Here is a 238-nt window from a genome sequence, read left to right as displayed (position 1 = left end):
CGCAGGGCCTGACGCTGCGCTGGTTTAGCGTGGCAGCACAGCGTAGTGATATTCTTGATGCCGTGACACTGTCACTTAAAGTGGCGGCGCTGGCGACATTAATTGCGCTGGTGTTAGGGACGCTGGCAGCTGCCGCGCTGTGGCGACGAGACTTTTTCGGCAAAAACGCCATTTCGCTGTTACTGCTGCTGCCCATTGCGCTGCCGGGCATTGTCACTGGTCTGGCGTTATTAACCGC

Annotated in this window: 1 pseudogene; it reads left to right on the top strand. The window is 58.0% G+C overall.

Annotated elements, in window-relative coordinates:
- Positions 1 to 238: pseudogene (locus tag SB756_RS34975) on the top strand (ABC transporter permease); the annotation flags it as partial.

It is taken from the genome of Pseudomonas sp. SIMBA_068, from assembly GCF_046534705.1.
Classification (GTDB): Bacteria; Pseudomonadota; Gammaproteobacteria; order Pseudomonadales; family Pseudomonadaceae; genus Aquipseudomonas; species Aquipseudomonas putida.
This window is presented reverse-complemented; position numbering and strand designations above follow the sequence as displayed.